This window comes from Geofilum rubicundum JCM 15548, assembly GCF_000974365.1.
Taxonomy (GTDB): domain Bacteria; phylum Bacteroidota; class Bacteroidia; order Bacteroidales; family Marinilabiliaceae; genus Geofilum; species Geofilum rubicundum.
In genome coordinates, this window is record NZ_BAZW01000001.1 from 19,678 (window position 1) to 42,492 (window position 22,815).

Consider the following 22,815-nt stretch of genomic DNA (forward strand, 5'->3'; position numbering starts at 1 on the left):
TCAAGTTTTACCGGCACTCCTGGTGATGGCCGTCTTTACCTTTTCCTGTCAATCCTCTGTCGTTTTTGACGAGGTGTTTGAGTTGGGAGAGCAGGGTTGGCATAAGGACCAGAAGGCCGTTTTTCAGGTAGAGATATCCGACACCTCACAGGTGTTGGATGTTGGTATGACCTTTCGTCATAGCGATGACTATCCTTACAGCAATATTTGGCTTTTTGTGGATATGGAAGGTGACAAAGGTGTTTTGGTCAAAGATACCCTGGAGTTTTTCCTGTCGGAGACCGACGGTCGATGGCTGGGAAAAAGAGAGGGGATTTGTACGAAGTGTCGGCCATGTATCAGCACGCCGTTAAACTGTCGCAGCCGGGCAGCTATCGGTTTGAGATTTCGCACGGCATGCGACGGGAGGTGTTGCCGGAGATTGTTTCGGTAGAGTTTTGGATGCAAAACGCTCATTAGTATTTGGTAGGAGCGCCTTGTGTTGAACGCCTTCTTACAAAAGACGGAAGAATCATGACTGGGCATACAGGCATTAATTAAGAAGATGGTGTTGTGGGAAAGAAGAATAAATTAGAGAAATTTGCGGAAATGGATACCTTTCCAAATGTGATTCAGGCGGCATTTGATGAGGTGTTTAGAAAGGATTATCATTTAAAGGGAAAGTGGTCTGACTCCTTTTTTGGCAACGGGCGTCCCATTGTTTTAGAATTGGGCTGTGGTAAAGGCGAATATACGGTTGGTCTGGCCAGACAATTTCCGGATAAAAATTTTATTGGCATTGATATTAAGGGCGCCCGGATGCATGCCGGGGCTCAACAGGCCGTTAATGAAGGCCTTAAGAATGCGGCTTTTATTCGTACCCGCATTGAGTTGATTGAATCCTTTTTTGGCCCTGGCGAGGTGGATGAGATTTGGCTGACTTTTCCCGATCCGCAAATGAATAAAACGCGGAAACGTCTGACATCCTGTCGCTTCATGGAGATGTATGCCCGGTTTTTAAAACCGGGCGGTACCGTTCATTTAAAGACCGATAGTCGTTTCCTCTATACCTATACGCGAACAATGGTCCTGCACAACCAGCTTTCCATGGTGAATGATTTTTCGGATTTGTACCACAGTGATTTTGAGGATCCTCTTTTGTCCATTAGAACTTATTACGAGGAGCGCTTTATGGCCCATCAGATTCCCATCAAGTATCTGAGTTTTCTGCTGGATCATAAAAAACCATTGGCGGAGCCGGAAGTGGATATCCCGCATGATATCTATCACAATGCCGGACGCAGTGTAAAACTCTATGAAAATGACCAGAAAGCACCCCCCAACCTCAACGTCTGACGACTTTTCGTTTTTTGAGCGGGTTTACGCCGTGACACGACTGATTCCTTATGGCAGGGTGACTTCCTACGGTGCCATTGCGGCTTATATTGGTTCACCGGGTGCTGCGCGCATGGTGGGCTGGGCGCTCAATAAATGCCACACGCTTCAGGAATTTGTGCCTGCGCACCGCGTGGTGAACCGCATAGGGGTTTTATCGGGCAAACACTTTTTCCCCGGGGAAAATACCATGAAGGAGTTGCTGGAGGCCGAGGGGCTAAACGTCCAAGACAACCAGCTACTTGACTTCGATCGCCATTTCTGGAATCCCGCCAGCGAATTGTCCCAGACCGATATTTGAGGACGAAAGATTAATGATATTTGAAGATCGGGATGTGATATATTTTTTTTACTTTTGTTCTTAAGTTTAAAGAGTTTAAATAAAATTAACGATGAGTTTTTATCCACAATTGGTACTGGACACTTTAAAGCACGTGGTGCATCCCGGCAAGGTCAGGATATTGTAACACTGGGCATGGTGGCCGATGATATTCGCATTGAAGGAAAGCGTATTAGTTTTTCACTCCTGTTTGACAGGGCCAATGACCCTTTGGTGGCCCCCATAAAAAAAGCTTGTGTGCAGGCCATTGAAACATATATAGGCGATGGTGTTGAGATAAGGGGTAATATTTACGTCAAAGTAAAACCCCGACAGGTGAAAAAGGAAGAACCCTTATTGTCGGGAGTTAAAAATGTGGTGGCCGTGGCCTCCGGAAAGGGTGGTGTCGGCAAATCAACGGTCACCAGTAATTTGGCGGTGGCCCTGGCGCTACAGGGCTTTAAGGTGGGCTTATTGGATGCCGATATTTTTGGGCCCTCCATGCCTAAAATGTTTGGTACGGAAGACGCTCGTCCCATGCTCGAGAAGGTGGATGGTAAGGATCGGATTATTCCGGTAGAAAAATATGGGGTTAAGTTACTGAGTATAGGATATTTTGTGAATCCAGAGGATGCGCTGGTGTGGCGGGGAGCCATGGCCACCAATGCTTTGAAGCAGTTGATTGGTGATGCCCTGTGGGGAGATCTGGATTATCTGATGATTGATATGCCGCCCGGTACCAGTGATATTCACCTGACGATTGTACAAACACTGGCGCTGACTGGTGCGGTGGTAGTGAGTACACCTCAGGAAGTGGCCTTGGCCGACGCCCGCAAAGGTATCAGCATGTTTCAGGGGAAACAAATCGATGTGCCGGTTCTGGGATTGGTCGAAAACATGGCCTGGTTTACCCCTGCTGAATTGCCGGACAATAAATACTATATTTTTGGTGAGGGTGGTTGCAAGCGTTTGGCCGAATCACTGAATGTTCCGCTTTTGGGACAAATTCCTATTGTGCAGAGTATTCGTGAAGGGGGAGATGAAGGGCTACCTTCGGCCTTGCAGCCGGATACCATTACAGGTATGGCATTCTCGCAATTGGCTGAAGCTGTTGTGGAAGCTGTGGAGAAGCGAAACAGTCAGTTGCCTCCAACAAAAATTGTTCAGATAACCAAGAAATAACCGGATTGGGTGTATGGAAAAGAACGAAATATTAGAAGAGGTGAAAATAGCCCTGGAGGGGATTCGTCCCTACCTTCAGGCAGATGGCGGGGATATTTCCATTGTGGAACTGACGGACGACATGGTGGTAAAGGTTCGCTTGCAGGGTGCCTGCGATGGCTGCCCCATGAGTATGCAGACCTTGAAGAACGGGGTGGAGATGGTCATTAAAACCAAAGTTCCCATTATCAAAGAGGTGGTCGCTGTTTAAAAGGCGGCCAGCAATAAACCGATGTCTTTAAAAGGCATGCCGAAGTGGCTGCCGATATAATTATTGGTCAGGATGCCTTTGTAAATATAGGTGCCGTTACTGACCCCCATATCTTCCTTGATGAGCTGATGGATGCCTCCGGCGTCCGCCATGCGCAATACCACAGGTGCAAAAATATTACTGAGAGCGATGGAGGCGGTTCGGGCCACGCGGGAGGCCACATTGGGCACCGAATAGTGTACAACGCCTCTTTTGTTGATGTAGGGATGTTCCGGATTGTAGCCGGATTGACTGCTTTCGAAGCAGCCACCATTACCGACGCTTAAATCCACAATGACGGAACCCGGTTTCATTTGGTCCACCTGGTCGCTGGTGATATAAAATCCCGGGTCACTGTCGAAATACCGCAAACTGGCGACCACGGCATCGGCCGATTTCAAAGCTTTGGTCAGGACCCGCGGATGCAGAATGGAAGTAAACAGTCGCTGTCCCACATTTCTTTCCAGCTCTTTCAGATTTTTGTAGGAATTATCAAAGATCTTGACCTGACAGCCCAAGCCGAGTGCCGCCCGGGTGGCAAATTCCCCAGCCGTTCCGGCGCCTATAATGACCACTTCAGCCGGTGAAACGCCCGTGATTCCTCCCAAAAGGACACCCTTGCCGCCGTGGGCCTTACTCAGATATTCGGAGGCTATGGTAATGGCCGCATAACCTTCTATTTCGCTCATGCTGCGAATGACCGGGTAGCAGCCCGCTTCGTCTCTCAGGAATTCGTAGGCAATGGCATTGATGCGCTTATTCATCATTTCAGAAATGCGTTCTCTGCTCTGTCCCGGTAAATGCAGAAAAGACAGCAGCAGTTGGTTGGGCGACATCAAGGCAATTTCTTCACTCTGTGGCGGGGATATTTTAAGAATGATTTCACTTTTGTAGACTTCTTCTTTGCTTTTGGCGATGGTGGCGCCGGCTTCAGAAAAGTCTTTGTCAAAATAGTTGGCAGCATTTCCGGCGCCGGTTTCCATAATCACTTTGTGACCATTGTCAACGAGCAGTTCAACTCCCTGGGGTGTCAGCGCCACACGATTTTCCGATTGTCCGGATTCAGCAGGCAGTCCCACAGTCAAAGAGCGTTGCCTTCTGCCGGTTTCCAGCATTTCTTCGCGTGGAATTATTTGTGATTGTCGGATGGCAAAATAGGAGGCCCGTTTCTCAATATCGGTCATGATGGTATGCGTTTCATTAAAGAGATATGCGCTGTTTTTTCAACTACCGAAGGTACAAAATATTATAGTAATTCGAATCTAATTGACCTGGAACCATCAGGCAGTTCCTCCATGCTTACGTTGATGCGGTTTTCAGGCAGGTAGTCTGCTGCTTTTTCGGGCCATTCGACGAGACAAATGTGCCCGCTGTAAAAATAATCCTCACCGCCCATATCCAGGAGCTCTTCCGGTTCTTTGAGGCGGTAGAGGTCAAAATGGAAGACCTGCTGCCCCTCTCCGTTTTGGTATTCGTTGATGATGGCAAAACTGGGGCTGTTGACTGTATCCGCAATGTTCAGGTGCCGGCACAACACTTTAATGAAGGTGGTTTTGCCAACGCCCATGTTACCGTAAAAGGCTGCTACAGGCCGGTCGGCCAATAATTGGGCCAGCGCAGCTGCGGCCGGCCTTAAATCTTCCGGTGTGTTTGCCAGGAAATGCATCATGGGCCAAAATTAACGCTTGGGCTCCAATATTGCAAAAGGAATCATCATTTCTTCCATGGAGATGCCGCCATGCTGAAAAGTGTCTTTGTAATAACCCGCATAGTAGTTGTAATTGTTGGGATAGGCAAAGAAATCGCTACCGGTCGCAAAAATGTAGGAGGTGGATACATTGGGGCGTGGTAGCATTATTTGTTCGGGCTTCCTGACTTCAAAGACCGATTTGGCATCATAGGCCAGATTTTTTCCCTGCTTAAAGCGCAGGTTGGTATTGGTGTTTCTGTCGCCCACCACTTTAACGGGATTTTGGACGCGGATGGTGCCATGATCGGTGGTCATGACCACATTGACATCGTCCTGCGACAGCCGTTTGAGCAAATCAAACAAGGGGGAATGGTTGAACCACGACTGGGTGAGGGAACGGTAGGACGATTCGTCCGAGATCAACTCCCGAATCATCTTCATTTCGGTACGGGCGTGGGACAGCATATCCACGAAGTTCACGACGACCACCGATAGTTGGTGGTCTTTGATGTGACTGTAGTTATCGAGCAGCCTGCGCCCTGCATCCGCGTCACTGATTTTTTGGTAATAGACTTTGACGTTTTCCCGGTTACGTGTAAAGTAGTCGTTGATCAGCGCTTCTTCATGTTGATTTTTACTGCCTTCATCTCCGTCCTCCACCCATAAATCGGGCCGTATCTTTTCGATATTGGCGGGTAGTAGTCCAGAGAAAATGGCGTTTCTGGAATATTGGGTGGCCGTGGGCAGAATGCTCATGTAGAGCTCATCTTCCCGAAGACTGAAATAGGGGGCCAATTCCCGTTTGATTAATTCCCACTGGTCGGATCTGAAATTGTCCACCACAATCATGACCAGCGGCTTCTTCTCCTTTAAAAGTGGCAGGATCTTCCGCTTGAAAATGGTGTGCGACATCAGGGGGGCATCATCTGCCTGCAGCCAGTCGGTATAATTATCTTTTACAAAGCGGGTAAATTGGTTGTTGGCTTCGGTCTTTTGCATCAAAAGCACTTCGCTCATGGGACTGTCAGAGTCCTGTAGCTCCAATTCCCAGTAAACGATTTCCTTATAAATTTGGTACCATTCGGCATAGGTGAGGCGGTCGTTCAGGCGCATGCCTATTTGTGAGAAGGCCGACTGGTAATCGGTGGTGGTTTTTTTGGAAATGAGTGATTGACGACCCAAAGTGCGTTTGATGGAAGATAGTACTTGCTTGGGATTGACCGGTTTGATGAGGTAATCGGCAATTTTACTGCCAATGGCCTGGTCCATGATTTCTTCTTCTTCACTTTTGGTAACCATGATGACGGGGAGCGCCGGCTGGCGCTCCTTGATGCGCATAAGGGTTTCCAGTCCGCTGATGCCGGGCATGTTCTCATCCAAAAAAACCAGGCTGTAATTCTGTTCAGACAGCATGGCAATGGCATCCTTGCCATTGGTGGCTGTGTCCACTTGAAAGCCTTTCTCGGTTAAGAAAAAAATATGGGGTTTAAGATGTTCTATTTCGTCGTCGACCCATAAGAGCCGGTATTTTTGTATGTTTTCCATTGCTGTTGATTTAGTGCGTTTATCCTTGCACCAGTACAAAACTCAAGCCACTTATTGGGGCAGGTCTTTTTGGAAGTCGGCGTATTTTTCCAGATCGCCTTCTTCTTCTATTCGTTGAAAGTTTTGGGGACTCACGAATGTTTGATACCAATTGGCCGCTCTTAGCTGGTTGTTCCAGAAGGGTACGTCCTTTAAGGAGCTGATGAAGTCTTCGGCATCGGCCCGACTGTTGAATGATTCTACAATAACAGCCGTGTTTCCGTCGCCCAAATCCACTGAACGAACCTGGGCGGTCAGCCCGAAATTGTTAAGCGCGTGGCTGGTCAGGAAGCCGGAGACTCTACCCACATGGTTGCCGGAAGGGACGACGACCATGCCCCAATGGGGGCCGTCTTCGGTGGAGAAGGCGTTCGACATGACCGGCTCCTCAAGGGCCGACTCCAGATTTTCGAAGGTCATATCGATGGTGATTCCGCCACCCCCGTTCAGGTAGTTTTGTGAAAAGAACCGACGATAGGCATTGAAGTCGCCCGTAGTGGATAAGGCCACCAAATTGCGCTCGGTGCCGGCTAATAACATGGGTTCTTCAATGTTCTCCACCTGCAGCAAGCGGGTGTTCGATCGCAGGCCATAGTAGTAGTCCATGGCTTCGCGACTGTTGGCAAAGGGGCCAATGGTTACCAGCTTTTCTCCGGAGGAGAGATTTCGTGCTGCCAGGTTGTAAGCGGCCAACAGGAAGCGGTTGAAGTTATAGTCGGCCAGATTAAAAATCAATTGATTGATGTCGGCCCGGTTATTAACAATGACAAAAATGCTGTGCGGCTGGTCCGGTTCAAAATCAAAAGCGGAGGCAGGCTCCGTGGACAGGGAGTCGGCGACGCTGCCATCTGTTGTGGCTATAGACCGGTCGCTGAGAGAGCTCGCCGGGCCAATCGCCGGCTGAAGTCCTTCACCTAGCATGGTCAGCCATTGTTCGGCCATTTTTCCTTCCGCACTGGTGGGATGTTGGCCGACCAATTGCCGGAGTTCCGATTCAAATGCCACTTCATTCCCCAACTTTCCGTAGCTTACAGCTGAAAGCAGCAGGGCTTTGCGCAGCAGTTCTTCCTGATCGGTTTTGTTTTTCATGTCGGACAAATGCGATAAGGCCTCATTAAAGCGGTTGTTTTGATAGGCACTGAAGGCATTCTGATAGGTCCGTTGAATTTCTTCCCCGGCATTTATGAGGGTTTGCGCATGATTGGGATCGCGCAGGAAAGGTGCATAGCGCCCGTCGGGAAACCTGCTTAAGAGTTGCTGTTTCATGCGTTCGCTGCCGGCCTCGTTGTCGATTTCCATGTAAGCTTTGGCCGACCAGAATAAGGCCTGTTCGGCTAATTCATGCTGAGGTTGGGCGCTGAGTAAGGCATCAAACATTTCAATGGCTTTGGCAGGATCCTTGAAATAATCGAGGAAGATCATGGCGGCATTGAAGTAGGCATTGGCTAGTTTCTCCTGCGATTCAGCCAGTTGCTCCGGGCTTCTGGGAACATCGGTCAGCAACTTTTCTTTTTCCGGCAGGTTGGTAGTGGGCCGTTGTCCGGTCATTTGTTCTGCCATTTCTTCCTCCAGACCCGGCAAATTTTCGCCCGGTTGTCCCGGCATGGCCGTTTGTTGCATCTCCGGCTCGTCGGCTTGTGACGACTTGTCGGACCGGCGCCAGTTATCCTGAGCGGCGCGGCGGCCCCATTTGCGCTCAAACTCCATTTTGCCCAGACTAACGGTGGTGGGATTGTAGAAATACCATTGTCCCTGATTGTCCGTTTGTTGGTTGAGTTGGTTGGAGAAGGACCGGTTAAAAACCGGGTCGAAGTCCATCCCCTGATTCCTTCCACCGCCCACAGACTGGTTGAGTTGGGCCTGCCTTTCATTTTCGATAATGGCTTCAACGAAGGCATCCAGTTCTTCTTCCGTCAGGCCGGCCAGTCGCTGAAGACTGTCTTCACGTTCTATGGTGGTGTAATGGGTGGTTAAATCTTTCAAACCGGTGTGGCGGAACCGGATTTTTTCCATGCGCTGGTCGGTTTCCGGTATCAGAGTGAGGGAACTGTCGTAATAGGCGTAAGATGCCGGATAGCGTGGTAATTCAAAATAGAGGTCGGCCATTTCCAGATAGGCTTCGCTTAACAGGTATTGATTGCCCATATTGTATCCGGTCGACAGCTGCAGATTGGTCAGTGCCTGCAGGGTATCCTTTTCCTGTAAATAGCTATGGGCCAAAGCCAGATAGATCAAGTCGCGAAATTCCTGATTTTTAAACTGGTCGGCCATCTTGTCCAGTTCTTTGCGGGCCGGTGAAAAATCATTATTCAAGCGGCTTTCAAGCAAATAGGCATTGATGTTCGCATTTAAGCCCATTTCGTAGTCCGGGTTTGACCGGGCTACCTGCTGATAACTTTCATGGGCCTTGTCCAGTTGACCGGATTGCTCATAAAGCTGGGCCAGTAGATAATGGCGTCTTGTTTTATCCCATTTGCTTTCTGCTTCTGAAGCCGCTGTCAGCATGAAGGGGATGGCGTTGTTGTATTGTTGCGTTCTGATGAGATAGTCGGCATAGGTGACCATGTAATCCCCATAATATCTGGCAGGTGCCTGTCCCAGTCCGTTGTATTGTTCGAGTAAGAGCCGGGCATTCTCAAAATCGCCCATTTCAACTCTGGTGCGTGCCATCCAGATAAGGGCTTCAAAACGGGCCGGCTGAGCAGGAAACTCACGCAAAACGTATTCAAAAACCGAGAGTGCGTCGTTGAACTCGTGGTTGTATAAATGGGCTTTACCTATTAAGAGGTAGGCATCATCCACGTAGCGGTTAAATTCTCTTTGGTTGTAAAAGGCTTCGTAGGTAGCATTGTTGCCGCCGGGTTTGCGTTTGGGCTTGACCGTGATGCTTTTTTTCTGTATGATTTTCAGGCCCTTGGCAATGGCCCGATCCATTTCGCTTTCAACGGCACCGGCCTTGTCAGCTCCGGAATAGGGGAATAGCGGAAGCAGGGTCGTGAAATTATCATTGTGCGCCTGCTTCAATTGTTCTTCACCCTGGATAAAGCTCTGCTGGCCATTAAACAGGGTGTTGTAGCGGGCGGTCATGCTGTTGTAATTTCTTGACAACCAGGTGTTCTTTTGTGTGGAACACGATACTAACCAAAGGGCGGAGATGATTATGAGTAGTTTTCTGATAAACATTGGTATTAAAGCATCATTGTATTATTAAAACAGGCTTTTGGGCAATTTATTTTGTGGCTCGCCAAATAAATAAAAACATTTCCTAAATTTACCTTTAATCTTATACATTTTTGATTTTTTGAGATGAGAATTTATGTGATTGAAGATGACCGAATGTTTAACCGACTAATTGTCCGCGCTTTGGATAAGGATAAGGATGTGGAGATTGTACCATTTTTTAATGGTACCGATTTTTTGGCCAGGTTATCTGACAATCCGGAGGTGGTCACACTCGATTTGGGCTTGCCGGATTATTCTGGCGCCGAAATTTTGCGGAGGATCAAGCAATCCCATCCTGAAACCGAGGTCATTATTATTTCCGGTCAGGATGATTTGAAGATGGCCGTGCAGTTGCTCAAAGAAGGGGCTTACGATTACATTGCCAAGGACGAAAATGTGCGGGAGCGCCTGGTTCACTGTTTGCACCATATAAGGGCCCAGCAGAAACTACAGCAGGAGCTGAAGCAGTTGAAATCTGAAATATCTGTCAAATACGATTACTTGCAGGCCATCATTGGGGAAAGTGAAAGTATGAAACAGGTGTTGTTGCTGGTTGATAAGGCGGTTAAAATGAGTAATGTCCATGTTTCGATTACCGGCGAGCCCGGTACGGGCAAGAAATTATTGGCCAAAGCCATTCACTATAATTCAGAGCGCAGGGATCAGCCTTTTGTTATTGTGAACGTGGGCGCCATTCCTGATGAATTGATGGAGGGAGAACTGTTTGGTTTTGAGAAAGGGGCTTTTGACGGAGCCAGGCTGCGACAAAAGGGGAAAATTGAGGAGGCGGCTGAGGGGACTTTATACATGGAGGATGTGGATTTGCTTGGACCCGATTTGCAAATTAAATGGCTTCAGTTTTTACAGAATGGCACCATCCGTCGATTGGGGGCTAAGACTGAAATCAGGGTGCATACCCGGGTGATATCCGGATCCACCATTGATTTGGGGGAGGCGGTTAGAAACAAGCAATTCAGGGAGGATCTTTACTTCTGTCTGATGGGCATTCCGCTTCATCTGCCGTCGCTCAAAGAGCGCCAAAAGGACGTGGTACTTTTGGCTCAATTTTTTTTAAAGCATTTTTGCGACGAAAATGGCATAACGCCATTGGAACTGACTTCCGAAGCCATGCGGAAATTGTTGAATTACCCCTTTCCGGGCAACGTCAGAGAGCTAAAGGCTGTGGTGGAGCTGGCAGCTGTGCTGACCAATACAGCTATGGTGGGCGAAGACCATATTGTGTTCAACGGTGTCAGTTCCACGCCGGATTTGCTGACGGAGGAATTGTCGCTCAAAGCATACAATGAAAAAATAATTCGGCATTACCTCGATAAGTATCAAAATGTGATGGTGGTGGCCGAGAAACTCGACATTGGGAAGTCGACCGTTTACAATTTGATCAAAAAATGGTCTGAGCTGAAAGAATAGGTCGTTAGGTCGTTAGGTCGTTAGGTGGAGAGGGAAAAAAATGCGGCCATTCTTTTGGAATCGCCGCATACTTGTATGGGAATGAACGGATGTCCGTGTTAGCTAATAAGTGCCTGATATTCTTCTGCACTGATTAAAGTGTCCACTTCTGCCAGGTCTTTGATGTCAATTTTAACCATCCAGCCACCATCGTAAGGCTCTTTGTTGACCAACTCAGGTTGAGATTCGAGATTCTCATTGACCTCAATAATTTTACCGGCCAGAGGCATGTAAAGATCTGATACGGTTTTAACTGCTTCAATGGTGCCGAAAACTTCTTCCTTTTCCAGCGCTTCATCTTCTGTGTCGATTTCAACAAAAACGATATCGCCTAATTCACTTTGGGCAAATTCGGTAATACCAACGATGGCCGTATTGCCCTCTATTTTGACCCATTCATGGTCTTTGGTGTACTTTAAGCTTTCAGGTAAATTCATGTTGCTTTTTTTAATAAGGTTACCTGCCAAAATTAAGGATTTTTTATTACACGGGATACCTTTGGTTAATTTTTATTACAATGGTTATTGCGCCAGAGAGAATCTGAAGTTAACACCAAAGCTGCTGTTGGTGATAGGGTAACTGGTGGAAATGTATGGTGCGTTGAATTGCCGGTCGTAAAAAAGCTGCATGTTAAAGCGGTCGCTTAACACGTAATCGGCCGTGAACTTCAGGGTGGTTATTCTTTGACCTGCTGTCATTTGGTTGAGACCTTCTTCGATGCGTCGGATGATGGAGAAATTGTCCCGAATGGAGATGTCGGCCCGCAGATTCAGGTCGGACGACATTTGTCTTTGTCCACTCCCCGAACCCAGAATCATATCCATCTTGTCAAAGCGATAACCCAGTCCGACCACATACTCCTCATTGTAATTTTCGATGAGCTGGTTGTTGTTCAGACTCAAGTTGATGATGCGGCTTTTTTTGTATTCTGCCCGGGTGGAGAGGCTGTTGTTCCAGGTGATGTTGAACTGGATGAAGGGGGCAAATTGTTCCGATATGGAAACCCCGTTGATCTGGTATTTGGGGATGAAATTGCCCTGTTCATCGCGCATGAAACTGAAGCCATCGCGCATTTCCTCCCAGTCTAAATTGGTCAGGTACTGGCCAATGTTGTAGGTGGAACGGTAAGCGTGGCTCACATCAAAGGAGCGGATGTATTTCTGAAACCATTTGATGCGCGACAAGCCATCATAGGTCACCCGCCAATTGGGGCGCATTTGAAGGATGGAGGGAATGGCATCCAGGAATACGCCGTCGGCCTCCTTTCCCGAGTAGGCGGCCATGAAAGCAGGAATCAGGACGTCTTGGGCGCTCAGACTGTAGCCGTCCACACCGCCTTCGGTCACCTCGAGATCTTCATTGGCGTATCCTTCGGGACGGTAGGTCTGACCTTCAATGGCTGCGTAGGGCGTGTCGGTATAAATGCCGTTGGGATGTATCATTCCGCGACGCTCATGACCGAGGCGGTCGGCAATGGTCTGCCGGTTTTCCAGAAACTGGTCAAAGGTATTGGATTGATAAACGCCTTTTTTATCAATTTTTTCGAAGGCTGTGCCAATGGTATTAAAGGTCATTGAGAAACTACCCGATTCCATGGTATTGTAAACATCAAAGCCGCCGTCCTGGTATAGATAGTACTCGCTCAGATTATTGGCATATCTCCGGTTGGAGGTCAGGTCAATTTTCAAGCCACTGATGGGCTCCAGCATCACCCGCAGGGTAATGTCCTGGGTGTGGCTCATCGAGTAGGCGGAATTCAGGGTGGAGTCGGTGGTGAGCCAGTTGTTGTTGGCCGCATCCATGGCGAAATCACGGGATTGCCACCCTAAAAGAAAGGGAAGTCCCGGTGCTTGCAGGCCATCGAAATTCTCTGCACCCATAAATTGGGTTTCAGGCAGATATCCGGGAAGGATGGTTCCATTGTTCTCCGAATAGGTCAATGACACATTCCGGATACTGGTCAGCAGTCGCAGTGAGAAATCCTTAATGGCTTTCCCCATGTTGCTTTCCTCTGTTTTCTGACCGGTAACCATGATGCGGCCGTTGGACACATCCTGCTGGGGGGTAAATGTGAGGGTGTTGTTGTCCACCACTACCTGATCGCCCCGCACCGGGTGGCCCGATTCGTTGAATACACGGGCGGTTACCGTTGAGGTCTCCAGGCGGTGGTTGACCGTAAAGGGTTCGCCCGCTTTCATTTCCTGGTTGTGTTGGGTAAAGCGGACCGTTTCTCCGCCCTGATTGGCACTTTGTTGTGGACGCTGGGCCGGACGGTTCAAATCTCTTAAGTAGGTCGATTTGTTATACAGGCTGTTAAAGTTGAGCTGGGCATTGCCCTGAATGTTATTGGAGTTGCGAATGGTATTGCCCCACTCATAATCCAGTCGGGTCACCGGCCCCTGTTGCCAGTTATACAAAGCACCGTAATTGACAGATGCGGATGTCCAGTCGAGATAGGGCAGCTTATTAACAGGAATGTTGTAACTCAGGCTCACATTGTGCTGATAGTTGGTGGTACGCCCCATATTGGTGATGTTGGTCATAATGGAATCCTTCCATTCGGCATACTCATCTTTATATCTGTTTTTGCTCACCGGGCCCTCCGGCTCGTCGATCACCGCATTGTTGGTGGATCTGAAATCAAATTTAAGCGATCGGCTCAGGTTGTAGGTGAGCTCAAAAAAGCGGTTCCAGTAAAAATCCTTGTTAACGGTCAGCGGTATCTGGAAATCGGGGTTGCTGATGTTTCTCAGTTGCTCTTCCCGGTATCCGCGTTGTACTTCCCATCGGTAGCCCACCTGAGTAGCGCCAGGTAGAAGTTGAAATCGCGGATGAGGCCCAGGGCACTTCCCTCAAGGTTCTTAAAAGGTTCCACCGGTTTAGGCCGGTTGATGAAATTATAGGACAGGATTCCCCGGTATTCCTTGTCGGTCAGGTATTCCGTATCAATGCTTCTGCGGTAGGTTTCGTTGTACGAATAAGTCGCGCTTAAATTGGAAGGCGCATAAAAGGGGGTTTCATTGTCCTTGGGCTGAATCCGGACATTGGTGAAATTGATGCTTTTCCGTTTGGTGTAATCCTGGGAAACCTTTTTCATACTGTCGCGTTGAGCAGATGTTCCGGCATTGTCCAGGGCCTTTTCCATGGGAATATCTGGATCCAGCGGGTAGTATTCGGGAGTGGCCACCTGCTCGCTAATGGCAGCGTAGAAGGGGATGGAGAGGCGACTTTCGGGACCTAAAAACTTGGCCAGTTCCAGATTGGTGGCCACATCGTACTGGTAGAAATCTTCCTGACTGCGCTCTGTTACACTCTGATCGATGCTGCCAAAGCCAATGGTGCTGGCCCTTCCGGCCACAGAGACTGAGCCGAGGTCGGCCAGTTTAATATTCATGCGGCTATTGGCGGCCCAACCACCTCTTTCGTTAAAATCGGACAGGCGCAATTCATTCATCCAGATTTCAGCTGTTTTGGCATCTATGGAGGCATTGCGCACCCCTATCATGAGGGTTTTAACATTCGATAGGTTGGGGTTACCTTTGATTTTTATTCTGTTATTCGGATTTTCCGGGTCGTACCAACGGTATTCATCCGTGAGTTGTATGTTGGCATCGGCCATGCGCATGGCGTCATTTCTGCGCAGTTTAATTTGCTGAAACAATTCCAGAGGAATGTCCATGCTGTTTTCTTCCGGCCATACGGCAAATCTTTCAGAGGTATTGCTGCCCACATAGTAGCCATGTGGGGTGAGTTTCAACGGTAACTCGTATTCGTAATAGTTGTTTTGATAGTCGGTTCCCAAGCGGATAAAGGCCACCATCTCACCATCCTGGAGATCGTATCCCGGCACTGCCTCCGCATGTATCTCCATTTGGATGCGGCGGTATTGGCGGATATCCATACCAATGTTTTTATATACCGCCCGAGCATCTCCACGGGCCAGATTTTCCACTTTCAGCGAAATGGACTGTTCGTTGAGTTCCCGCACAGACGGGTTAGCGGGGTCAATCACGCGGTCGATGCCCGGAGGCAGGACGTAGTTAACCGGTTCCCGATTGCCATTTTCTTCAATATTGACCGCCGATACTTCAAAGTTGGTATTGGGGTTGGGGGTGACATTATCCCGAATGTCGAAGAGTTCTCTTTCATAGCGACGCCATTCTGCACGTATCAAATCGAGCGAAGCAAAACGCAGAATGGTGGTGTCGGCAAAATCATGCATAAACATACGCATGAAGCGCACCGATCTTAAGTCATCGATGTTACCGATGGTTGTATCGGGATTATGCACCGGGATTTTAAACTGGTACCATTTAACGCTGCCCTCCTTATCGTTCTCCAAATCGATGTTCTCTGCCAAAACAATGTCGGTGATGTAGTTTTGTCCAATTTCCATTTCGCCGGGACGCAAGGGAATTTCAAACTGGTAGTAGTTTTCAGACTCACTCAGGGTGTTATCGCGGTTGATGTCCTCCCCATCGGGAATGTTGGTGGCGGCGGTGCTGTAGGATTCACCCGAATTCTCTGATGGGCGGGAGTTGCCTTCCGGGTTGTTGTAGTATTTGTAACGGTCCAGAATACTCATTTCCATTCGGTCGAGCTCACTGCCTCTGAAGTATTGAAAGTCGTCGGCCGCCGGGTCATTCATGATTCTTTCATAGGCTTCGTCCGACAAATTACCACTGGCATGAAGGTTCTCGATGGCCGTCAGAAAGGATGAAGGGCTCTGGCCGTAGAAAGTCCGCTCTGTTTCAGAGTTCATCCCGTTTAAGCCCACATCCTGCATCATTCTGGTGGCCGCATCGTTGCTAAAGGCGGTCACCAGACTTTGCTGCTTGGGGATGAAACCCCAGGCTGTTGTGTCCACATCAAAAGGTTCTCCCGGACCAGGCAGTCCCTGTTCAAAAAACTTTCTTGAATCTTTGAGGATGTCCTCGGAGATGTCTCCGAGGTTGATGTATAGCATACCCCCTTCGCTGGTGTCCGCGTTATAGGCAAAAGGGTCCATCACCCAAAATTCGATGTGGTCAATGTTGGCCGACTCAAAATCGTTGGTGTCGATTTTGCGCATAATACCCCCCCAGCTGTTTTTGGGTTCCGGCAGTTCACCCTCAAAGTTCAGGTTGGGGTTGAAGTTATAGGGCCCCCTTTCTTTGGGGTAATAGGCCAGGTTGAGCACAGAAATATTGGTGGGTTCGCCGTAGGCCGGATTTTTGAAGGGGAAGATTTCCCTTTCATAAATCTCCCGCACATAGTGGTTGGACAGCTGCTCTTTGTCTCTTCGGATATGATCGGGCCGCAGGTTGCTGTTTCTGACAAAAAGGGGATCGATGTTGTACCAGGCCAAACGGGCCCGGTTGTATCCGTAGGCCAGGTCATTGTTGAGGTTTGCATTGGGAAACATGGACTGCCCCTGGGGCGTACTGGCCAAATGCCAGGCATCTCGCTGCTTCATGTCGATGGGGATTTTGGTCCCCTCAAAATCATCGATATAGGAAGTCCCCTCTTTATTAATCACACTGGGGTGTCCGGGAATCAGGTGGGCAAATTCCGCCTCAAAGGCCACCGACGAAGGTGTTTTGGTCTCGACCAAAGGCAATTTGTCAATCAGCGACGTGATGAGGTTGGATTCGGTGAAATAGGAAGCGTTCAATCCCCAGATGGTATTGGCAATGGGCTCATCTCCAAAATTGACTTTCTGTGTCAGGGGCCTTTCCCTCAAATGCATGATGGTACCACCAATGTTGAAGTCCTCGCTGAAACGATAATCGAGGTGCGTACCAACCAGGGTTTTGGTCTGCAGGTTAAACAGGGATTGGCTTTCAAGGGCCACCTGGATGGGGGTGCCCGACTCCAGCAGTCCCTGATTCAAAATGCGGATGCTTCCGGAAGTGTAATCCACCGAGTAATCGACGTTCTCCGTTAATTTCAGTCCACCGGCCGTCACTATCACCGAACCCCGCGGAATGTTAAAGGCATTGAGGGATATCTCTGCTCCACCTGCCGATTTGTAGGAGCCTTGCAGGCGGTATTTGTTTTTTTCTGCGGTCTGACTGGCAATGGTTAAGGTGGAGTCGTACAATTCTGTAAAGACGTATTTCTCGCGAATGTCTGGGTCCAGGTTTTGCAGTTTATTTTCCATGTGTGCCCCAAAGGGTTCCAAAATCGGGAAGATGATGCGGCCCTGTGCCGGAATAATCGTGAATCCGGGCACGTAATCGAAGGTGCCATCGGGGTAGGGTTCCTGCTGACTGTTGAGTTTGTCCAGTTCCATGATGGAAATGTACTGCTCACCGTTGAGGTCCCCCTCCTCTGTAAAAGTGTTCATGTAACTTCCCAGGGAGTCGTTCATGTAAACCACGTTCAGCCTGAAATCTTCCTGACTCACCTGATAGGCGCCCATGGCGTAGATGTTTTTCATCATCAGTTGCCAGGTTTTCATGCGGGGCGACAGGTTGGTGCCTTTGATCAGCTTCATGATCAGCGCCTGGGGTGCTTCAATGCCGGCATTACTGAATTCGCCCACCCTGTATACCTGTCCGTTATACGTATACTCAAAGGCAACGGCCAGCACTTCATCGGCATTCAATTGGGTGTTGAGGGATATATAACCCAATTTGGTGTTGAGGGTGTATTCCGAGGCAGGAACCAGCCGGGCATTTTCAATGCGCTCATAATCACGGGCCGTGGTGAACCGGTTGTTGTCGCCCGGGTCAACCACGACATCGTTCAGGATGGTGGTCGATTGATTGATGTCGCGGATGCCGTTGGTATTGGCCATTTCGTTATAAAGCGCGTTGGCTTTATTGAAGGGATAAAGGATATTGGGTTTTCCTTCCCAGGTATTGGGTTTTTCCATATCCTGAAGGCCTTCTCCCAAATCGGAGAAAGCCACAATGTTTCTGGAGTTTTCGAAGTCGCTCGACCGGTTGGTAATCCATACCTCCACTTTGGTAATGTTGAAGGGCGAATTGACGACCGGCAGGTTTTCCATGGCCCGGTTGAAATTCTTTTTGAACACATGGGACAGGAAGAAGTGCCGGTTTCTGTCATACTCATCGGCAGCGAGGTCAAAATCCTGCGTTTGTGCGCCGCCCTGGATATTCATCACCGAAGTTTCTCCCTTTTGTTGAGAAAAGACGGTCTGGATGGATAGTTTGCCAAATTGCATCTCCGTTTTGACACCGAATAAGCTTTGGCTTCCGGTGATTAATGTTCCGGGCAATGAAAGGCTTACGTTACCGGCCTCAATATTTTTGATGATTTCGTCTTCTCCGCCTTCGTATTCCAGATTGATTTGATTTTCAAAGTCGAAGGTCGCTTCGGTGTTATAGTTGATCCCCAGTTTAAGCCGCTCACCTATGGTTCCCTGAATATTCATCTGAATTTTCTGCTGGAAATCGAAAGTGGTGGTTTTGCGCATGCGCTCCTGAAGCGTGGGATTATCTATTTTGGTGGTGTTCACGCCAATGCGTAGTTCGGCGATTCCCTGGGGACGAATGTTGATGACATTGCTGCCAAAAACACTTTCGAACATTTCGCCGCCCACCCTGAAGCGCCCGAAGCCACTGCCTTCAGCTCCGGAAGTCTCCCGGGCTTGTTCACTCCAGTAGTTTTGCATGGAGGTCCGCATCAATTCATTGTTGTACTCCTCCAGGGTCATGGTGTAGGGGAGTTTTACCGGAATGTTGCCAATTTTTCGGTGCACCGCAACCAGCCCGGTTTCGGGGTCGTACTCTGCGGAATAGTCTATGTTGTCCGGATCCTGAAGGTGGATAGCTGAAGTTTTCTTCTGTTGTTGAGATGGCAGTCCCGTTGAAGGAGGATTGACTCTTTGCGGGTCAATTTCTTGCGGCTCCGGTTCCTGCTCGGAGTCGATGGATTGTTCGGACCATTCAGGACCTGTTGCCGGCACGCCGGGAACAGTTTCAATGGCACCCGCCATGACAAACAAAGACGTAAACAGTGGGACTAATAATTTATATGTGAAATTCTTTCTCAAAGGAACAGGGTTTACAATAGCCCGGCAGCATCATTTTCCGGATTACATCATTTTTAAAGCTTGCTTGATAACCTGCTCAACACGCGCATCTGGTTGAGCCGACAGAATTTTGTCGATGGCTTTTTGGGAGGCCGCACGCGCAAATCCCAACATCACTAAAGCAGATAACGCTTCATCGCGGATGGTATTGTCTGCGCCGGCAAATAATTTTTCGTCTGCCTGCTCTTTCCCAAGCTTGTCTTTGAGATCCACAATGACCCTTTGGGCTGTTTTCAGCCCAATGCCTTTGATGCCTTTGAGTTGATTGGTGTTTTCAGTAAGAATGGCTACCCTCAGCTCCTCCGGAGGAAGCGAAGACAGCATCATGCGGGCCGTATTGGCACCAATGCCGGAAACGGAAATCAACAGCTGAAACAGTTCTCTTTCTTGGCGGTCGAAAAAGCCGTAAAGGGTATAGGCATCTTCCCGGATGTTTTCATGGATCACCAGGGTGGTTTCCTGTACTTCCTTAATGGCGGTATAAGTGTTGAGAGAAATATTGATGAAATAACCCAGCCCGTTGTTTTCAAGCACCACGTGGGCGGGACTGCTTTCTACGATCTTACCGGAAATGTATTCGTACATAATGGATGCTTACTTTATATGTTAAGGTTTCCCCAACCTCTGGCTTTTATATCAATTTCATCATCGGCATTGGAGATCATTCTGCAGGCCTTATCTTCCTCTGTGATATGGCCTATGACAGAAACTTCCTCCGGCAGCCCTTCCTTGTTCTTTTCATACACTTCCAGAGACAGGGTGAAAAGCAATTCGAAATCTTCCCCGCCATTCAGTGCCGCAATCAATGGATTGTAATTGAGTTCCCTGGCTGCTTTCAGGGTGTTTTGATGTAAAGGTATTTTATTTTCATATATGCGACAGCCGGTTTTTGACGACCGGCACAATAATATTAATGAAGTGGCCAATCCTTCCGATATACCCGTCATGGAAGTGGGCACCAGGTCCAGCTTTTCCATGGCTGTGAGAAAGGCTGTGCGCCCTTCGGGTTTCAGTTGCCGCTTAAGCACATATTCATTATCGCCAAAGACCGGCTGTGAATGGTCGTTCGATTGCAAAACGCGCTTTTCTCTTTCCAGCAGGTGCAGTCCCATCAGCGCACCGCCCAAATCGCCGGTCACACAAATGACATCCGTTGGTTGGGCGCCGGATCGGCGCACCAGGCCCTTCTTGTTTTCCTTTCCCGTCACATTCAGGGCCATGGTCAAGCCAGTTAAAGAGGCGGCCGGCTTAAAGGCGGTTAATTCTGTCTGGTAATGTTCGCAGGCGGCAAAAATACCGCTCATCAGGGTTTCCAACATCTCCAGCGTGATTTTGTTGCTTAAGCCTATGTTGATACTGATTTGGGAGGGGGAGGCATTCATGGCCAGAAGATCGTTCACGGCCACCGTAACCGCTTTAAATCCCAGGTGTTGTAAGGGGGTATAAGTCAGGTCGAAATTAATACCTTCCAACAGCAGGGTAGTGGATGACAAATGTTCCGGTGCTGTCAGGATAGAGCAGGCATCCTCACCCATGGCAGGTAACTCAGAGGTATTAAGGGGTTTATATTGTTTTTGGAAGTGCTCAATAAGGCCATACAAGCCTAAGTCAGAAAGGGAGGTCGCCTTTTCACTCATTGCAGAAAAATTTGTTGGTTTTTATTTAACGGTCAAAGATACAAATTTAAGCGCAGACACTTATTTCTGGAGGTAAAAGTTTGGAAAATAAACTATTCATCACTACATTTGCGCAGATTTCGAGCCTGAAAAGAATAGGGGACTTTTTGTCCCCTATTTTATTAATGGTTTTGGAAATCAGAAGCTTAAATGATGCTCGTCCAATCAAGTTGTGTGGCTGAGTAGTCGCGGCTTTTTTCATTATAAATGGTTGATTGAGTATGATTTCCAAAGAGCAAATCATGGGTATTATTCAACAACAGGTAGAAGAAGAAAACTATTTTGTTGTGGATGTTGAAGTTAAGCCTTCAAATAAGATCATTGTGCACCTCGATGGTGATCAGGGGGTGCCCATTGAATTCTGTGTTTCCATTTCCAGATTAATTGAGCACACACTGGACCGGGAAGCAGAAGATTTTGAATTAGAGGTGTCGTCTCCCGGCATTGGTCAGCCCTTTAAAGTTCATCGTCAATTCACAAAGAACATCGGACGGCATGTCGAGGTCGTTGGTAGAGACGGCATGAAGCATACAGCGAGCTGTTTTCGGTGTCACAGGAAGGTTTTGTGATCAAGGAAGAAAACAGGGTTAAGCCGGAAGGGAAAAAGAAAAAAGTGTTGCAGATTTCCGAACATCCCTTTATTTTTGAGGAAGTTAAGTCAGTAAAAGAGATAATTAAGTTTTAATTCAGGATTATATACCAATTTGGCAATGGAACATATCAATTTAATAGATACTTTTTCGGAGTTCAAGGAGCTAAAGAATATTGACAGGGTAACGCTTATCCGGGTATTGGAAGATGCTTTCAGAAGTGTGCTGGTGAAATTGTTTGGCACCGATGAGAACTTTGATGTAATTATTAATACCGATAAAGGTGACTTCGAGATTTGGCGCAACCGGGAAGTGGTGGCCGACGATGAAGTGACCGATGAGAACTTGCAGATTTCATTGTCGCAGGCCAAGAAGATAGATGAAGATTATGAAGTGGGAGAAGAGGTGACCGATGAGGTGAAGTTCATCGATTTTGGTCGTCGCGCCATTTTGAGTCTTCGGCAGAACCTGTCATCCCGCATCATGGAGCTTCAGAAAGATGCTATTTACAACAAATATAAAGAGCGCATCGGAGAAATTGTAACCGGGGAGGTTTACCAGATATGGAAACGGGAAATGCTGGTGCTGGATGATGAAGGCAATGAACTGATTTTGCCGAAAACCGAGCAGATTCCCTCTGATTTCTACCGCAAGGGCGACAGCATTCGGGCTGTGGTGGCCAAGGTGGACATTCGCAACAACAACCCCTTTATTTTATTGTCACGTACAGCCGAAGTCTTTCTTGAAAGATTGTTTGAGTTGGAAGTGCCTGAAATCCATGATGGCTTAATCACCATCAAGAAGATTGTCCGTCAACCTGGTGAGCGCGCCAAAGTGGCTGTGGAATCTTATGATGACCGGATTGACCCAGTGGGAGCCTGTGTGGGGATGAAGGGATCCCGGATTCATGGCATTGTCCGTGAATTGCGGAATGAGAATATAGATGTTATTAATTATACCACAAACATTCAATTGTTTATCCAAAGGGCTTTGAATCCTGCTAAAGTGAGCAGTATTAAAATTCTGGAGGCCACTAAAAGGGCACAGGTTTACCTGCAGCCCGAGGAGGTTTCTCTGGCCATCGGTAAGGGCGGATTAAATATCCGTCTGGCCAGTCAGCTCACCGGATATGAACTGGATGTTTATCGTGAGACAGAAGAAGAAGAGGAAGAGGAAGATGTATCTTTGGATGAATTCTCTGATGAAATTGAAGATTGGGTATTGGCGGCCTTAAAAGGCATTGGCTGTGACACAGCCAAATCGGTACTCGATTTGACGGTTGAGGATTTGGCCAAACGTACCGACCTGGAAGAGGAGACCATTCAGAATGTCATTTCAATATTAAAATCTGAATTTGAATAATTCCTTTATCTTTGTCAAT

Annotated in this window: 14 protein-coding genes and 2 pseudogenes; 8 read left to right on the forward strand and 8 right to left on the reverse strand. The window is 48.2% G+C overall.

The features are described from left to right. Nucleotides 1–25: 25 nt before the first annotated feature. The 5 genes and pseudogenes from JCM15548_RS00090 to JCM15548_RS00110 all read left to right on the forward strand — a co-directional run bounded on the left by JCM15548_RS00090 (nucleotide 26) and on the right by JCM15548_RS00110 (nucleotide 3,125). Nucleotides 26–459, forward strand: a pseudogene (locus tag JCM15548_RS00090) (gliding motility lipoprotein GldH). Between the two features lie 93 nt (nucleotides 460–552). Continuing rightward, a complete protein-coding gene (trmB, locus tag JCM15548_RS00095; protein WP_062121871.1) occupies nucleotides 553–1,335 on the forward strand; it encodes a tRNA (guanosine(46)-N7)-methyltransferase TrmB in 783 nt (260 codons plus the stop codon). Next, nucleotides 1,301–1,675 (forward strand): MGMT family protein, encoded by a 375-nt coding sequence (locus tag JCM15548_RS00100; RefSeq protein WP_062121874.1) that lies wholly within the window; start codon nucleotides 1,301–1,303, stop codon nucleotides 1,673–1,675. Before trmB ends, JCM15548_RS00100 begins: the two co-directional genes overlap by 35 nt. Before the next feature lie 54 nt (nucleotides 1,676–1,729). Beyond that, on the forward strand, nucleotides 1,730–2,875 hold the full coding sequence (locus JCM15548_RS00105; RefSeq protein ID WP_227625259.1) for an Mrp/NBP35 family ATP-binding protein: 1,146 nt from the start codon (nucleotides 1,730–1,732) through the stop codon (nucleotides 2,873–2,875). A 13-nt stretch (nucleotides 2,876–2,888) separates the two neighbouring features. After that, on the forward strand, nucleotides 2,889–3,125 hold the full coding sequence (locus JCM15548_RS00110; RefSeq protein ID WP_227625260.1) for a NifU family protein: 237 nt from the start codon (nucleotides 2,889–2,891) through the stop codon (nucleotides 3,123–3,125). Here JCM15548_RS00110 and JCM15548_RS00115 read toward each other — a convergent pair. The 4 genes from JCM15548_RS00115 to porW all read right to left on the reverse strand — a co-directional run bounded on the left by JCM15548_RS00115 (nucleotide 3,122) and on the right by porW (nucleotide 9,621). Continuing rightward, the gene (locus JCM15548_RS00115) at nucleotides 3,122–4,348 is read right to left on the reverse strand and encodes an alanine dehydrogenase (protein WP_062121877.1); all 1,227 of its coding nucleotides are present in this window, start codon (nucleotides 4,346–4,348) and stop codon (nucleotides 3,122–3,124) included. The two genes, JCM15548_RS00110 and JCM15548_RS00115, sit on opposite strands and share 4 nt — an antisense overlap. A gap of 62 nt (nucleotides 4,349–4,410) precedes the next feature. Further along, the gene (tsaE, locus tag JCM15548_RS00120) at nucleotides 4,411–4,833 is read right to left on the reverse strand and encodes a tRNA (adenosine(37)-N6)-threonylcarbamoyltransferase complex ATPase subunit type 1 TsaE (RefSeq protein WP_227625261.1); all 423 of its coding nucleotides are present in this window, start codon (nucleotides 4,831–4,833) and stop codon (nucleotides 4,411–4,413) included. Between the two features lie 9 nt (nucleotides 4,834–4,842). Beyond that, the gene (gene porX, locus JCM15548_RS00125; RefSeq protein WP_062121881.1) at nucleotides 4,843–6,399 is read right to left on the reverse strand and encodes a T9SS response regulator signal transducer PorX; all 1,557 of its coding nucleotides are present in this window, start codon (nucleotides 6,397–6,399) and stop codon (nucleotides 4,843–4,845) included. A gap of 51 nt (nucleotides 6,400–6,450) precedes the next feature. Then, nucleotides 6,451–9,621: a type IX secretion system periplasmic lipoprotein PorW/SprE gene (porW, locus tag JCM15548_RS00130; protein WP_083984883.1), complete on the reverse strand. Its 3,171-nt coding sequence runs from the start codon at nucleotides 9,619–9,621 to the stop codon at nucleotides 6,451–6,453. A 123-nt stretch (nucleotides 9,622–9,744) separates the two neighbouring features. Here porW and JCM15548_RS00135 point away from each other — a divergent pair, with 123 nt between their 5' ends. Beyond that, entirely contained in the window at nucleotides 9,745–11,088 is a 1,344-nt protein-coding gene (locus JCM15548_RS00135) for a sigma-54-dependent transcriptional regulator (RefSeq protein ID WP_062121886.1), read from the forward strand. A 98-nt stretch (nucleotides 11,089–11,186) separates the two neighbouring features. Here JCM15548_RS00135 and gcvH read toward each other — a convergent pair whose 3' ends face one another. The 4 genes and pseudogenes from gcvH to thiL form a co-directional block, all read right to left on the reverse strand. Beyond that, a complete protein-coding gene (gcvH, locus tag JCM15548_RS00140; protein WP_062122098.1) occupies nucleotides 11,187–11,564 on the reverse strand; it encodes a glycine cleavage system protein GcvH in 378 nt (125 codons plus the stop codon). Nucleotides 11,565–11,648: 84 nt separating this feature from the next. Further along, nucleotides 11,649–19,072, reverse strand: a pseudogene (sov, locus tag JCM15548_RS00150) (T9SS outer membrane translocon Sov/SprA). A 99-nt stretch (nucleotides 19,073–19,171) separates the two neighbouring features. Next, a complete protein-coding gene (ruvA, locus tag JCM15548_RS00155) occupies nucleotides 19,172–19,753 on the reverse strand; it encodes a Holliday junction branch migration protein RuvA (RefSeq protein WP_062121895.1) in 582 nt (193 codons plus the stop codon). A gap of 14 nt (nucleotides 19,754–19,767) precedes the next feature. Continuing rightward, nucleotides 19,768–20,805, reverse strand: a complete 1,038-nt coding sequence (thiL, locus tag JCM15548_RS00160; protein WP_062121897.1) for a thiamine-phosphate kinase — start codon at nucleotides 20,803–20,805, stop codon at nucleotides 19,768–19,770. A 260-nt stretch (nucleotides 20,806–21,065) separates the two neighbouring features. On the opposite strand from thiL, the gene rimP reads away from it, so the two are divergent. Both rimP and nusA read left to right on the forward strand, forming a co-directional pair. Next, entirely contained in the window at nucleotides 21,066–21,413 is a 348-nt protein-coding gene (rimP, locus tag JCM15548_RS00165) for a ribosome assembly cofactor RimP (protein ID WP_227625262.1), read from the forward strand. A 141-nt stretch (nucleotides 21,414–21,554) separates the two neighbouring features. Next, on the forward strand, nucleotides 21,555–22,796 hold the full coding sequence (gene nusA / locus JCM15548_RS00170; protein ID WP_062121900.1) for a transcription termination factor NusA: 1,242 nt from the start codon (nucleotides 21,555–21,557) through the stop codon (nucleotides 22,794–22,796). Nucleotides 22,797–22,815: the final 19 nt, after the last annotated feature.